Below are 13,738 nucleotides of genomic sequence, written 5' to 3'. Positions count from 1 at the left end.
GCATCGCCTCACGGAACTTCTTCGACCCGTTGGCGTTCGTCCGCTCACCGATCGCCAGGTACGAGGTGTCCTGGCGGAACGGCACGGTCTGGTAGAGCGAGGCGGCCCCGGGCTCGGGGCGCGGGTCCCGGGCCGTCAGGGCAGAGCCGCGGAGCCGGTCCACGACCTGGCGCAGGTGCTCCGGAGTCGTACCGCAGCAACCACCCACCAATGACAGCCCGTACTCACGGACGAACGTCTCCTGCGCGTCCGCCAGCCCCTCGGGGCCGAGCGGGAAGTGCGCACCGTCCTTCGTCAGCACCGGCAGCCCCGCATTCGGCATACAGAGCAACGGAATACGGGAATGACGGGTGAGATAGCACAGGTGCTCGCTCATCTCGGCCGGACCGGTCGAGCAGTTCAGGCCGATCAGGTCGATGCCCAACGGCTCCAGGGCTGTCAGGGCGGCGCCGATCTCCGAACCGAGCAGCATCGTGCCGGTCGTCTCGAAGGCCAACGACACCAGCAACGGCAGATCGCTGCCCAGAGTCTCCAGCGCGCGCCGCGCACCCAGAATGCCGGCCTTCGTCTGCAGGAGGTCCTGTGTCGTCTCCACGATCAGCGCGTCCGCACCGCCCGCGATCAGTCCCTCCGCGTTCTGCTGGAACCCGTCACGGAGCTTCACATACGGGGCATGGCCGAGCGTCGGCAGTTTCGTGCCCGGCCCCATGGAGCCCAGCACCCAGCGCTGCTGCCCCGTGGCGGCGGTGAACTCGTCCGCGACCTCGCGGGCGATACGCGCACCCGACTCCGAGAGCTCATACACCCGCTCGGGAATGTCGTACTCACCCAGCGCCGCGGTGTTCGCCCCGAACGTGTTCGTCTCCACGCAGTCCACGCCGACCGCGAAGTACTCCTCGTGCACCGAGCGCACGATGTCGGGCCGCGTGAGGTTCAGGATCTCGTTGCAGCCCTCGAGGTTCTCGAAGTCCTCCAGCGTGGGGTCCTGCGCCTGGAGCATGGTGCCCATGGCACCGTCGGCCACCACGACCCGGGTGGCGAGCGCCTCACGGAGCGCTGCGGAGCGGGTGCCCTTCATGACCGGTGGTCCGGGGCGGGTGCGAAGGGTCCGGCCGCGTCCGCGGCGATGGAACCGGTGGCAACGATGCGCACGTCGGGCTCTCCTCGAAGTACGGAGCATGATGGACCGATGGACGGAGCAGCCGGCCGGTCAGAGACCGGCTGCGGCCTTCAGCTGCTGGGCGCGGTCGGTCCGCTCCCAGGTGAAGTCGGGCAGTTCGCGTCCGAAGTGGCCGTAGGCGGCGGTCTGGGCGTAGATCGGGCGGAGCAGGTCGAGGTCACGGACGATGGCGGCCGGGCGCAGGTCGAAGACGTCCCTGATCGCCTGCTCGATGCGGTTCTGGGCGATGGCGCCGGTGCCGAAGGTCTCGACGAACAGGCCGACCGGCTCGGCCTTGCCGATGGCGTACGCGACCTGGACCTCGCACCGGTCCGCGAGGCCCGCGGCGACGACGTTCTTCGCGACCCAGCGCATCGCGTAAGCGGCCGAGCGGTCCACCTTCGACGGGTCCTTGCCCGAGAAGGCGCCGCCACCGTGGCGGGCCATGCCGCCGTAGGTGTCGATGATGATCTTGCGGCCGGTCAGACCGGCGTCGCCCATCGGGCCGCCGATCTCGAAGCGTCCGGTCGGGTTGACCAGCAGCCGGTAGCCGTCGGACTCCAGCTTGATGTCGTCCTTGGCGAGTTCGGTCAGTACGTGCTCGACGACGTGGTGGCGGATGTCCGGGCCCAGCAGGTTGTCGAGGTCGATGTCGGAGGCGTGCTGCGAGGAGACGACGACGGTGTCGAGACGGACCGGGCGGCTGCCGCTGTACTCGATGGTGACCTGCGTCTTTCCGTCGGGACGGAGGTAGGGGACGGTGCCGTCCTTGCGGACCCCGGTCAGCCGGCGTGAGAGCCGGTGGGCCAGCTCGATCGGCAGCGGCATCAGGTTCGGGGTCTCGTTCGTGGCGTAGCCGAACATCAGGCCCTGGTCGCCGGCGCCCTGCCTGTCGAGTTCATCGCCTTCCCCGCCCGCCGCCGCGCCTTCGACGCGCTGCTCGTACGCGGTGTCGACGCCCTGCGCGATGTCCGGCGACTGCGCGCCGATGGACACCGATACTCCGCAGGTGGCGCCGTCGAATCCCTTGGCCGACGTGTCGTAGCCGATGCCCAGGATCGTCTCGCGGACGAGGCCGGGGATGTCGGCGTAGGCCTTGGTCGTCACCTCACCGGCGATGTGCACCTGGCCGGTGGCTATCAGCGTCTCGACGGCGACCCGGGAGGACGGGTCCTGGCTCAGCAGGGCATCGAGGATAGCGTCGCTGATCTGGTCGGCGATCTTGTCGGGGTGACCCTCGGTCACGGATTCCGAGGTGAACAGGCGGCGGGACATGGCTCTCCAGAGGTGTGAGGTCCGTTGAACGTCGAGCGTCGGCGCGGCGGCCGACCGGGTGGTCGGCCGGCGTGTGCGTCATCCGGCGCGTTCGGCGGCGGATTCGAGCAGCCGGGCGAGATCGCCGGCAGACGTCGCGGCGCCGGTGAGCACGATGAGCGGCGGCCGGCCGCCGCTCGCCGCGATGTGCCGGGTGATCCGGTACGCGGCGACTCCGCAGCCGGAGAATCCGCCGAGCACGAGGTGTCCACCCGCCTCGATGAGCGGTCTGAGCGCGTCGTACCCGGCTCGGTCGTCGAGCGCGGCGCTGAGCAGTACGAGGGCTTCGGGGCCCTGGTACGAGCGCGCGAGCAGTTCGTAGCAGAAGCGGGGGGTGCCGTGCGACGGTACGAGGCAGACGGTGCCCGCTCCGCGGTTCCGAGCCGGGCGCAGGGTGACAAGCGCGGGCGGGCCGGCGTCGGCGTCGGCCGGGTGGTCCACCGAAGTGGCCGGGGGCGTGCCGGCCTCCGTACCGGTGCTCGTGCTCGCGTCCGTCTCCGTCTGCGCGTCGGTGTCCGCGTCAGCCAGCCGCGCCAGTACCTCGGCGATGGTGGTGGACTCGCCCGCCACACGAGGGAGTTCGTCCAGCAGGAATGCGGCGTGCGCCAGGACACCGCCGAGTCCGGCGGGCTCGGTGTGGTCGTAGGAGGCGGTCACGACGAGCCCGCCGTCGCCGTCGTGGTGGGCGACGAGCGTGAGCGGAAAGGCTGTCCGGGCGCCGAGCGTCTCCGGTGGGTCCACCCGGACTCCCTGGGCTGCGAGTTCCCGGAGGACATCGTCCGGGGCGTCCGGCCCGCCCTCGAAGGCGACCAGGCTGCCCAGCGCGTCGGGCAGCCCGGCCCGGTCCTCGGTCCAGGTACGGATCTGGCCCGCCGAAACCCATTCGTACGCGGCCATGTCCAGGGCCCGGTCACGCAGCAGGCCGAGCAGCTCCGGCACGCTTCCTCGCGGGTCGACGACGACGGAGATCGGCAGCGGGTTGCGCAGGGCACCCGGCAGGCGCTCCACTCCGTCGAACAGGATCCCGCGGCCGGACACCGTCACGCTGAAGCGGACCGGCTCCGCGTCGGCGGTTCCGGCGGCCCGGTAGAGCAGCAGGGCCCAGACGGCTTGGAGGGCACCGCTCTCGGTGCTGCCCCAGCCGGCCGCCCAGGCGCCGAGCCGTGCGGTCTGCGCGGCGGTCAGCCGCAGCCGGGTGCGCCCGGTCCGGGCCCGGGTCCCGTCGGGAACGGCAGCGGAGGCGGCGGGCACGGGCAGGGGCGCAGGCGTGACGCCGGGCGGCCGTGTGGCATCCGTCCAGAACGTGCGGGCGGGCCCGGTGTCCTGATCTGCGAGCCACTGCGCGTAGTCGCCCATGTCGGGGCGGCGTTCACCGCCCGGCAGACAGCCGTCGGCCAGGTAGGCGCGGTAGAACTCCCGCAGCAGCAGGCGCACGCTCCAGCCGTCGAGCAGGGCATGGTGGTAGGTGAGCAGCACCCGGGTGGGCAGGGCCGTGGCCGACACGACGGGGTCGCCGCCCAGCACGGTCACGCGCAGCGGTCCGGGGCGGCGCGGGTCGAGGCCGCGACACCTGTCGTACTCGACCACCGCTGCCCAGTCCCCGGCGCTGTGCGGCAGCCGTAGCACGTCGGCCCTGACCCGGTCGTGCACCATGATCCGCGGCTCGGGGCCGTCGGCGAAGGCGGAACGCAGCACGCTCTCCCGGTCGAAGAGTGACTGCCAGGCGGCGGTGAAGCGTTCGGGGTCCAGCGGCCCGTGCCAGACCCAGCTGAGCTGTTCGACCTGGCGGCCGGTGCCCGGGTGGGCGTCGGCGTCGGCGAGCAGCTCGTGCTGGAGCGGGCTCGGCGCGACGGCGCATACGGACCGGCCGGCCGGCGGCGGGTCCGTGAGCAGGTCGGCCAACAGGCCGGCCGGGAACTGGCCGGGGGCGCTCATGGTGAGGGTCAAGGTGTGCAGGCCTGGCCCGTGGGGCCGGAGCCGGTGCTGCCAGGCGGGGCCGTCCGGCCGGCCGGTGGCGATCCGGTCCAGCGCGGACTCGAGGCGCCGGGTGTCCAGGGGGCCCCGGAGCTCCAGGAACGGCGGAGTGTCGTAGGGGGGTTCTCCGGGGTCGACGACGACGGTGATCGGTCGGTCCGGAGACATACGTGGGAGATGATCTGCGGTCATGGTGTGTGCGGGGCGCGCACCCCCTCCCTCCCCTCTCTGCGAGCACGGAACGGGTATGCGAGGCCCGCCCGTAACGGGCCTGACACGGCGCTCGGAGCCGTCATCCGGCACGTTAGCCGCGCAGCGGAGCAAGGCCGGATTTCTCCACCGGATCTGGACGGATCCGCGAACGGGGCGGCGGGGTCGTTCCGTGGTCGAGGAGTCCGGCGACGGTTGCCATGAACCCCCCGTCGAGCATGGTGCGGGCCGCCGTGTCGCGTGAGGTGTCCAGTCCTGAGTCGTGGCAGGCCACGCTCAGCAGGTAGCGGCCCAGCACCCGGCGGGTGGTGAACGCCCATTCGTCGCGGGCGGCCGGTGTCCCGTCGGGGGCGAGCAGGCCGCCCGCGCCGAAGCCGAATTGGGTGAAGCCGAGGCGCAGTCCCTGGCCGAGTGCCTTGGTGTAGGCCTCCTTCAGGGTCCACAGCCGCAGCAGCTCGGCCCGCTGTTCGGCCTCGGACATGGCCACGAGACCGGCGCGTTCGGCGGGTGTGCAGACATGGTCCTGGAGGAGCTCGAACGACATGTGCCGGTCGGCCGGTTCGGCGTCGACCCCGATCCTGCCGCAGCGGCTGATGCCGACGGCGATCAGGTCGTCGGTGTGGGTGAGGCTCACATCGATCTGGTCGAGCCCTCTCAGATAGGGCCGTCCGCCGATCTTGTACGCGAGGTCGAGATCGGCGGGCCGGGTTCCCAGCGCGGCCGCGGCCGTGAACTTGGTGGCCAGCCGGGAGGCGACGAAGCGGTAGCGGATGGTGGGGTCGGTGGTACGGCGGTAGCGCTGCCAGTCCCGGCCGAGCAGCGGGCGCAGCGAGGGGTCGGCGACGGCTCCGGTGAGCCACTCCCCCCAGGTGGTGTGCACCACGGCGTTGCCGCGCAGGTCCATGCCTTCGCGCACCAGGTCCCACGGCCCGTCGGGGCCGCTGACATGGATCGGCTCGGTGATCCGTGCTGCGGCCCCCGGCGCCGAGGTCATCGGTTCTGTCTGCGTCAACGGTCTTTCCTTCCCTGGGTCCTCGCCCGCCCCGTCCCCGGGCGTGGGTGCCGCTGGTTCACTGGGCGAGGGCGATGCCGTCCAGGTCGCAGCTGCGGCCCGTCCGGAAGCGGCGGACCAGTTCCTCCATGACCTGGGCCAGACAGCCGTCGGGCAGTTCGGGCACCGGCATGGCGAGCCGCTCACCGAGGCGGGACAGCGCGAGCACCGCCCAGGCCGGATTGGCGAGGAAGGGGTCCCGGCCGTCCTGGCCCTCCCACATGCCGAGTACCGCGGCAGCCGCCACGATCAGGCTGTAGCGGTCGCTCAGTACGCAGACGGCGGGGTCGGTGAGCGTCGCGGTGCCGTAGGCGGGCAGTCGGCGGCACTCCTCGCACAGGGCGCGCAGTTCGGTGACGAAGCCCTCGGCCAGTTCGGCGAGCGCGGCGATCTGCCCGCCCAGGCCCCGGTAGGAGGCGAGGCGGGCGGCGGAGCCGACGAGGGAGGCGGCCATGAAGTCGCCGCCGCCCGCCAGGCCCAGCAACCGGTAGTCCAGCAGCGGGAGTTCGGATCCCTGGCGGAACAGCTCGGGTGGTGGTTCCGCCTCCTGGAACCAGGAGTGTTCGGCCAGGCCGCGCAGCTGGGGGACGATCACGGACTGGCAGGAGGCGGTTCCGGCGTGGCCGAGGCCGGCGACCGGCAGGTCCCGTACGAGCTTGCCGAGCGCGCCGTACTGCGGGCTGTCGTGCTCGTAGCCGCGCGCCCCCAGGACGGTGGCGAGTTCCTCCAGGTTCTCGCGCAGCAGGTCGGGCACCACGTACTTGACGGCGGCGGCGGCGACATGGGCCCGGTCGGGCAGCAGGCTCAGGGCGCGCAGGACGACGGTGGCCATGCTGTCGCAGGCCAGCAGATCGGCGAAGACCCCGGCCAGCGGCTTGTGCCAGCGGCGCGCGACGGGGCCCCTGCGGCCGGTGGTCGCGGCCCGTACCGCGGAATGCAGGACGGTGTCCGCGGCCGCGGTGACGACACCGCAGATGAGGCTGCGGTTGACCTGGAAGGTACGCAGGGCCAGGGCCACGCCCTCGCCCGGACCGCCGACGCGAGCGTCGCCGGGCACGGGGTGGCCGGTGAACTCAAGTCCGGAGAAGAGCGCTCCGCGCATGCCGGAGGTGGTGACTCGCGGCAGGTGCCGCACGGACGGGCTGTCCCGCCGGGCCCGGTCCAGCAGCAGCACCGAGTGGCTGAGCGGTCCTCGGGCCGGGTCGGTGCGGGCGTAGACGACCTGGACGTCGGCGCGCTCGGCGTTGATGATCACGTCCTTGCGCCCGTTCAGCCGATAGCCGCCGGGGGTGGCGCCGGCGGTGAACTCGTCCCGCAGGATCGCGTTGGAGTGGGCCAGTTCATGGTGGAGGATCGTGGCCCGGCCCCCGCCGAGCAGCAGGTCGGCGGTGCGGCGTCGCTGGGTGGGGGTGCCCGCCGCCCAGATGGCGCCGGTCGCGAACAGCGAGGTGATGCCGTAGCCGAAGCCGAGGGCGACGTCACGGCGGAACACCGGTCGCAGGACGCGGGCGAGCAGGTCGGCCCGGCTGAGCCGGCCGCCGTACTCGACGGGTACGAACTCGGCGCCCAGGTCCGTGCCGGCGAGGAGGTCCTCGGTGGCGGCGGGCGGGGCGCTTCGGGCGTCGGCGGCGAACAGGGCGCGCAGCCCGTGGGGGTTCGCGGGGTCGTAGGGGTCGCCGAGCAGCGCTTCGAGCCGGGATGCCCGGGTGCGTGCGTCGGACTCCCAAGAGCTGTGACCGGTGGCCGTGGTTCCGGTGAGATCGGCGATGATCGTCATGGCAGCGGGAGTCAGCTCCGTCGTCGCAGGGGGCGCGCCAGATATCGCGCCGGTACGCACGACTGTGACGGGCACGCCTCGTGCGACACCGGAGCCGTACTCGACGCATCCCCTGCCATTTCTCGATCGTTCACCGAGTCACCCGGAACCGAGATTCAGCCATTTCTCGGTCCACATCCTATTACTAGCGCGATTCGAGCGAAATTCGAGGAGTATGCGATCGGAATTCGAGTGAGCGAAAAAAGAGTAAGGCTGCCGCCCGCCCTCCAGGGGCGGGCGGCAGCCTTACTCTGCCCGGATTCACCCGGTCTTACGGCGGAAGTACCGCTTCTTTCCGGCTGCTCCGCTCATGTTCTTGACCTTCAGGCGCCCCTCCTCGTGAGCCTGCTTGGCCCTGTCCACGTTGCTCTTGCGCTCAAGCGCCTCGCGGAATTTCTGTCGGTCATCGCCCTCTTCGACATCAATGCGCGGCGTATCAGTCATACGAACCTCCTGGACGCAATGAATAGCTCTGTCAGCCTGACACAGGAATGGAGAGCAGGCCAGATTCAATTTCGGTCAGAGAAAATTGAACGCGCCCTCTGCCGGATCCGGCAGAGAGTCCCGGCTCCCCGGTTGCCTCTGATTCCGGGTGCGAATTCGGCGCGGGGGCGTCGAAGACGATCACTCAGCGTCCGTGGGTACGACACGCTCGGCGGCTTTGGCGTCCGCGGGGGCATCGGCCGCTGCGTCGCCCTTCTGCGCTTCCTGGGGCCTGCGGCCCGGCAGAAGCGGGCTGAGCAACGCGACCAGCGCGAAGACGCCGACGTTGTACCAGAGCGTCACGGCGGTGGCGTCGCTGAAGCGCTCGGCGCGGCTCCCCGCTCCGGAGCCGGAAAGGCTGAAGAAGATCACACCCACGACGGCGATGCCGACGGCCGTGCCGAACTGGATGAGCGCGTTGACGACACCCGATCCGGCACCGGCGTCCTGCGGCGGGACGTCGCCGAGGACCACATGGGTGAGAATGGGCGAGCACAGCCCCATTCCGAGCCCCACGACCAGTTCCGCGCCGGCGACCTGGTACCAGGTCAGGTCCTGGCCCTGTGTACGGGTCAGCAGGATCATGAGGAGCGTTCCGACGGCCATGACCGAGGTGCCGAGTGCCACGAACGCCCGGCCGTTGGCGGTGCCCTTGCGCCAGGCGATCTGGAAGGTCGCCATGATGCCGATCGGGAAGGCGACGGTGACCAGGGCCGTGCGGATGGCCGACCAGCCGAGGCCGAGCTGCATCTGGTAGGTCAGCACCAGGAAGAACGACGTGATACCGGAGAAGACGAGCATCACGACGAACACCCCGGCGGTGAACGAGCGGTGCTTGAAGAGCGTCGGGGGAATCAGCGCCGAACCGTCCCTCTCGTGACGCCGGCGCTGGTAAAGGGCGAACGGGATCAGCAGCAGGAGCGCGGCGCCCATCACCACGAACATCCAGACGGGCCAGCCCTGTTCACGGCCCTGCACGAGCGGGAACATCAGGCCCAGCGCGGCGACGGTGACCAGGGCGACACCGGGTACGTCGAGCCGCGGTGCCTGTTCGGACCTGCTCTCCGGCAGGCACCAGGCGGCCAGCGCCACGGCGGTCACACCGATCGGGACGTTGATGAGGAAGACCGAGCGCCAGCCCAGGCCCATGACGTCCAGGTCGGTCAGCACCCCGCCGAGCAGAGGTCCGCTGACACCGCCGAGTCCCAGCACGGCGCCCATCATCGAGAACGCGACGACCCACTCCTTCTGGTCGAACGTCGTCATGATGACGGCCATCACCTGGGGCACCATCAGCGCCGCCATGATGCCCTGGGCCAGCCGCCCGCCCACCAGCACACCCGGGGTGGCGGCGGCACCACAGACCACCGACGCCAGCGTGAAACCGACCACACCGATGATGAACAGGCGTTTGCGGCCGAAGATGTCGCCCAGCCTCCCACCAGTGATCAGGAAGACGGCGAAGGCGAGCGCATAGCCCGCCAGGGTCCACTGCGCGGTGGAGAAGCCGGCGCCCAGGTCCTTCTGGATGGTGGGCAGTGCGACGGTGACGATCGTCGCGTCGACGTTGTCGATGAACGCCGCGAGCAGCACCACGGCGAGGGCGACCCATTTACGGTTCGAGGGAGCCTGGGCCGGTGGGGTCTCTGTCGTGGTCACGGTCTCTGTGGTTGCCACTGTCTGTGTCACTGCGTCAACTCCGAATGGAAACGGTTCGGGTGGGGGGTGCGGGATCGAGGTCAGAGCCGAGGCGGGGGCCGGGGCCGCGCGACCGGTCAGATGACGCCCAGGACGGCGTCGAGCGCCTTGTCCATGTCTTCAGCCGTCAGTTCCTCTGCGGTCTGCAGCACCCCGGCGGTGCCGCTCCGGGCCGGGGCCTGTTCGGGTCGGGCGAGTTCCAGCAGCCGGTCCAGCAGCCCGCTCTGCCGCAACTGGACGGAGCTGACCCTGGCCAGTGCCCACTGGGCGGCCTGAGCGGGGTCCTCAGGCGGGGTCTCGTCCTGGGAGGGATCGTCGAAGGAGAGCCGCCCGTGCAGGAAGTCGGCAATGGCCCGTGGCGTGGGGTAGTCGAACGCCAGGGTGCTCGGGACGGCGACCTGCGTGTACTTGGCGATGCGGTTCTTGAGCTCGACGGCCATCAGGGAGTCCCAGCCGAACTCCCGCATCCCCTTGTCCAACGGCACGTCCCCGGTGCCCGACAGGCCCAGCACCGCGGTCACCTCCTGCTGGACGAACTTGCGCAGCGAGGCGATCCGCTCCTCGCCGGGCAGCGCGGCCAGCCGGTCCCGGAACGCGGACGCCTGCTCCACGGACCGGCCCGCCGCCCGCTTGGGCCGGGGACGCACCAGCGCCCGCAGCAGGGCGGGCAGTTGCTCCTCCCCTGCCTGCTGGAGCCGGTCGGTGTCCAGCTTCAACGGCACCAGATGGGGCTCGGGGCGTGCCAGTGCCGCGTCGAAGAGCCGCAGCCCCTCCCGGACGGTCATCGCACGGGCTCCCTGACGGCGCATCCGGGCCAGTTCGGCGTCGCCGAGCTGTGCGGTCATGCCATTGCCGCCCTGCTCCCACAGGCCCCAGGCCAGACTGGCCGCGGCCAGTCCCCGCTTGTGGCGGTGGGCGGCGAGAGAGTCAAGGAAGGCGTTGGCCGAAGCGTAGTTGCCCTGCCCGGGTGAGCCGAGGGTGCCCGCGACGGACGAGAACAGGACGAAGGACGCCAGATCCAGGTCCTTCGTCAGCTCGTGCAGATTCCAGGCGCCTGTCAGCTTCGGGGCCAGGACCCGCTCGAACCGTTCAGAGGTCTGGTTGCCCACGATCCCGTCGTCGATCACGGCGGCGAGGTGCACCACCCCGGTCAGCGGGTGCTCGCGCTCCACCTCGGCCAGAGCCCCGGCAACCTCGTCCCGGTTGGACATGTCGCAGGCGACGAGGCGTACCGACTCGGCGCCCGCCGTTCTCAGTTCCTCGACCAGCTCCGCCGCGCCCGGCGCCGCAGCACCCCGCCGCGATGTCAGCACCAGGTGACGCACGCTCTGCTCGTCCACCAGATGACGGGCGATCTGCCGGCCCAGCTCACCGGTGCCACCGCTGATCAGTACCGTGCCGTGCGGGTCCAGGACACGGGGGACGGTCAGCACGATCTTGCCGGTGTGCCTCCCCTGTGCCATGTAGCGGAAGGCGGCCGGGGCCTCCCGCACGTCGTAGGAGAGGTACGGCAGCGGCTCGAGGGTGCCGTCGCCGAGCAGCGCGGAGAGCTCCGTCAGCATCCGGTGCAGATGCTGGGGCTCCAGCGACATCAGATCGAACGCGCTGTACACGACGCCCGGGTGAGCCCCGGCGACCGTCTCCGGATCGCGGATGTCGGTCTTGCCCATCTCCAGGAACCGCCCGCCGCGCGGCAGCAGCCGCAGCGAGGCGTCCGTGAACTCCCCTGCCAGCGAGTTGAGTACGACGTCGAGACCCGCACCGCCGGTGCCGGCCAGCCATCGCTCCTCGAACTCCGTCTCCCGCGACGAGGCGATCCTGTCGTCGGTGAGGCCGAGACCGCGCAGGGTCGGCCACTTGCCGGGGCCGGCCGTGCCGTACACCTCGGCTCCGAGGTGGTGTGCCAGCTGTACCGCCGCCATGCCGACGCCGCCGGCCGCCGCATGCACCAGGATCTTCTCACCGGCCCGGAGATCACCCAGTTCGGTGAGCGCGTAGTAGGCGGTGAGGAAGGCCAGCGGAATCGTCGCGCCCTGCTCAAAGGTCAGCGTGTCGGGCAGCTTCGTCATCAGGTGCCCGTCGCCGCGCACCTCTGTGCCGAACGCGCCGAGCGCCAGGCCCATCGCCCGGTCGCCGGGCGCGAGGTGCGTCACGGCCGCGCCGGTCTCCAGGACGACACCGGCGAACTCGAGGCCCAGCTCGGGCGTCGCCACCATGCCGAGGGCGTTGAGGACGTCCCGGAAGTTCATCCCGGCGGCACGTACCGCGATCCGCACCTCGTCGTCGCCCAGCGGGGCCGCCCGGTCCACGGGAACGAGCTCCAGGCTGTCAATGCTGCCCTTCTCCCGGATGTCCAGGCGCCAGGGCCCTCCCCCGGCCGGCGGGTTGAGTGCTCCGCCCTCCTTCGACGCGCGCACGAGGCGCGGCGCGAACACGGTCGTGGCGCGCAAGGCCAGCTCCGGTTCGTCCGTCACGGCCAGTGCGCCGGCGAGTGCGCCGGGCTCCGGTTCGGCGACGCCGAGGTCGACCAGGCGCAGGGTGCGGTCCGGGTGCTCACCGCGTACGGCCCGGACGAAGCCCCACAGCGGCGAGCCGGCCAGCGCGCCCACAGCGTCCTCGGGGCGGGCGGCGATGGCGTCCCGGGTCACCCAGACGAGTTCGACGCCCTCGAGCGTGACGTCGGACAGCAGCCGCTGGAGCAGCCCGAGCGCATCCAGGGTGACGGCACGGGCCCGCTCGGCGGTGTCCCCGGTGCCGTTGTCCGCTGTGGCGTCGACGACGATCCGCTGCGGCCGGTCCCCGAGGGCGAGCAGCGCGTCCAGGTCCGCGACCCCGGGAACGTTGAGGGCCTGCGCCACCGCTCCGCTGCCGCCGAGGACGACGGTGCCTGCCAAACGGCCGAGGGGATCGGCGGACTCCCCGGAGGGCGGGTTCACCGGCTGGAAGTCGACACGGTAGAGGTGCTCCCCGCCCGAGGGCCCGCCGGCACGCAGCTGTGCCGCGCTCGCCTGCTGGATCTCCAGGCCGGCCGCATACAGGACCGGATCGCCCATGGCGTCGGCGGCGATCACCGTCACCGTCCGACTGCCGGAGCCGGCCGGGCCGGATTCCTCCAGCTCGATCCGGACCCGGAGCTCAGTGCCGCCTGTCGCATGCAGCGCCACATCCGTCCACATGAACGGCAGCAGCACGGTGTTCTCGGGCCGCTCGCCGGTGTCCACTGCGGCAAGCACGTGCAGGGCTGCGTCCAGGAGCGCCGGGTGGACGCCGAACTCATCAGCTCCCGTGTGCAGTTGTTCGGGAAGCAGCACCCGCCCGTACGCGACGTTCCCGCGCCGTGCGAGTTCACCGAGGCCGCGGAAGGCGGGCCCGTACTCCAGGCCCTGGTCGCCCAGACCCTCGTAGAAACCTTCCAGCGGCACGGCCTCGGCCCCGGCCACCGGCCAGGCCCGCAGGTCGGCGAGCCCTTCGGGGTGTGCGTCCTGCTCGTCATCGGCCAGTTGGCCGGCGGCGTGCAGGGTCCAGGAGCCCTGCTCCAAGGGCGCCTCGGGTCGGCTGTGGATCCCGATCGGGCGGTGGCCGTCCTCGTCGGACGCGCCGACCTTGACCTGGATCCGGAGCGGGGTGCTGTCGTTGAGGACGAGCGGCTGGGCGAGGGTGAGTTCGCCGACGCGTACCGAGCCGACGGACCGGGCTGCGGCGAGCGCGAGCTCGAGCAGCCCGGTGCCCGGAACGATGACGGAACCGAACACCGCGTGGTCGCGCAGCCACGGCTGCTCGGCGAGGGAGAGACGGCCGGTGAGCAGATGCCCCTCACCGTCGGCGAGCTCCATGACGGCAGTGAGCCACGGGTGGTCGGCCGGCACCAGCCCCGACTGCCGGGCGTCGCGACCGCTGTTCCTGGCGGGTTCGATCCAGTAGTGCCGGCGCTGGAAGGCGTACGTGGGAAGACCGACGGGTGTTCCCCCGTCCAGGACCCGGTCCCAGGCAATGCCCTGCCCGCCCACATGCAGGGCACCCAGAGCCTGAAGCA

Annotated in this window: 8 protein-coding genes; all 8 read right to left on the bottom strand. The window is 71.3% G+C overall.

Translation table 11 applies throughout. From position 1 onward, the window contains the following. Positions 1-1,078: homocysteine S-methyltransferase family protein (locus E6R60_RS36000; RefSeq protein WP_206309610.1), on the bottom strand; the 1,078-nt coding region annotated here is incomplete at its 3' end. Positions 1,079-1,210: 132 nt separating this feature from the next. Further along, entirely contained in the window at positions 1,211-2,434 is a 1,224-nt protein-coding gene (gene metK / locus E6R60_RS35995) for a methionine adenosyltransferase (protein WP_136330947.1), read from the bottom strand. A gap of 78 nt (positions 2,435-2,512) precedes the next feature. Then, positions 2,513-4,615, bottom strand: a complete 2,103-nt coding sequence (locus E6R60_RS35990; RefSeq protein WP_136330946.1) for a condensation domain-containing protein — start codon at positions 4,613-4,615, stop codon at positions 2,513-2,515. A 136-nt stretch (positions 4,616-4,751) separates the two neighbouring features. Beyond that, positions 4,752-5,669 (bottom strand): 4'-phosphopantetheinyl transferase superfamily protein, encoded by a 918-nt coding sequence (locus tag E6R60_RS35985; protein WP_346766104.1) that lies wholly within the window; start codon positions 5,667-5,669, stop codon positions 4,752-4,754. 58 nt (positions 5,670-5,727) lie between these two features. Continuing rightward, positions 5,728-7,485 (bottom strand): acyl-CoA dehydrogenase, encoded by a 1,758-nt coding sequence (locus E6R60_RS35980; protein ID WP_136330945.1) that lies wholly within the window; start codon positions 7,483-7,485, stop codon positions 5,728-5,730. 300 nt (positions 7,486-7,785) lie between these two features. Next, a complete protein-coding gene (locus E6R60_RS35975; RefSeq protein WP_136330944.1) occupies positions 7,786-7,968 on the bottom strand; it encodes a DUF5302 domain-containing protein in 183 nt (60 codons plus the stop codon). Between the two features lie 180 nt (positions 7,969-8,148). After that, positions 8,149-9,666, bottom strand: a complete 1,518-nt coding sequence (locus E6R60_RS35970) for an MFS transporter (RefSeq protein WP_136330943.1) — start codon at positions 9,664-9,666, stop codon at positions 8,149-8,151. Between the two features lie 116 nt (positions 9,667-9,782). Continuing rightward, positions 9,783-13,738, bottom strand: a 3,956-nt coding sequence (locus E6R60_RS35965; RefSeq protein WP_136330942.1) for an SDR family NAD(P)-dependent oxidoreductase, incomplete at its 5' end; no start/stop codon positions are given.

The sequence above is a fragment of the Streptomyces sp. A0642 genome (genome assembly GCF_004795105.1).
Lineage (GTDB): Bacteria > Actinomycetota > Actinomycetes > Streptomycetales > Streptomycetaceae > Streptomyces.
Note: the sequence above shows the minus strand (reverse complement) of the source record. Positions and strands in the feature narration are given on the sequence as shown.

Coding starts and splice junctions, on each gene's coding strand:
- metK (WP_136330947.1), bottom strand. CDS start 2,434: ATGTCCCGCCGCCTGTTCACCTCGGAATCCGTGACCGAGGGTCACCCC.
- E6R60_RS35990 (WP_136330946.1), bottom strand. CDS start 4,615: ATGTCTCCGGACCGACCGATCACCGTCGTCGTCGACCCCGGAGAACCC.
- E6R60_RS35980 (WP_136330945.1), bottom strand. CDS start 7,485: ATGACGATCATCGCCGATCTCACCGGAACCACGGCCACCGGTCACAGC.
- E6R60_RS35975 (WP_136330944.1), bottom strand. CDS start 7,968: ATGACTGATACGCCGCGCATTGATGTCGAAGAGGGCGATGACCGACAG.